The organism is Cellulomonas sp. B6 (assembly GCF_001462455.1).
Classification (GTDB): Bacteria; Actinomycetota; Actinomycetes; order Actinomycetales; family Cellulomonadaceae; genus Cellulomonas.
Window position 1 is genome coordinate 1 of sequence record NZ_LNTD01000259.1, and the last position, 1078, is coordinate 1078.

Consider the following 1078-nt stretch of genomic DNA (forward strand, 5'->3'; position numbering starts at 1 on the left):
CGCTCGGAGTATTCAAAGATTAAGAAGCACATCACTAGACGATAGGCGTCTGTCAAAGAAGCGAGAGCCGTGAGAAAGATATTTGTTCTACTACATCTGCATGAATCAAATCAAGACGTCAAGATGATCGGGTGCTTCAGTTCTGTTGAAGCTGCAGAAGAAACAAAGCGCACGCTACTCCACGCGCCAGGTTTCGAGAGTGCGCCCGACTCCTTCTGGATGGTGGAAGTGCCGATCGGGGTAACATATTTCCAAGGTTATACAAACATGTGAGGAGTTGAGTCGTGAAGTATGTATTTCTGTTGTACAGAATTGAAGAAGAAGGCAGCGACGACGACGAGTACATCCTTGTTGGGGCCTACGAATCGCGCAAATCAGCAAAGTGTGCGATGCAGGACCTGCTCGATGAGTACCACATCAAGAAGGGCAAACTTGCAATCTTCAAAGAAGGGGTCGATCAAATCGCATGGAAAGAAGGGTATGTGACGGAGTATGAGGATCCGGCATCGGAAATAGATCACTGATCTACCGGTGGTGATCGGCTGCGTAAAAGCTGCCGATTTTTCCCTTCCCAGGTGGTGCCCCTGTGGAGTTGCTGAGGGCGCTCTACACCAGGCCATCGTTGCCAACCCGGTCGGTGGTGTGCCCGATCCGGTCATCGACTTTCCTGCGCACGGTGCCGTCTCGGGCGCCGAGATCCTCTCGTCGCAGGCGGCGTCCAGACTCACCGCCTGAGTGGTGCGCGCTCACATCGTCTGCGGCTCGCTCCCTGCGAGGCGGTCGATTCGATCGGAAGTTCTTCCGTTGGCGTCCGTTGATAGGGATGAGGTTCCCCAGTGTGCGCAGCGCTCATGTGGACGAGGGGTCTGTGCGAAGTGGGTCGCCGCCAGGCGACGCACTCATAGCGGGAAGCGCGATTGCTGGATCGAAGCGCACCGCGGGCGACGTCGAGGTGGTGGCCGGCGCCGGGGTGTGCGGTCGGGTGGGTTGGTGTGGTTCGACCCGTTCGGTCAGCCCGTCGATCCGGTCTCGGGGTTGATCGGGACGGGTGTGGCGGACGACGCTGTGGTGGACAACG

General features: G+C 57.1%; 1 protein-coding gene. It reads left to right on the forward strand.

Annotated elements, in window-relative coordinates; all coding sequences use genetic code 11:
• Positions 1-284: 284 nt before the first annotated feature.
• Entirely contained in the window at positions 285-524 is a 240-nt protein-coding gene (locus ATM99_RS17535; protein WP_062104087.1) for a hypothetical protein, read from the forward strand.
• Positions 525-1078: the final 554 nt, after the last annotated feature.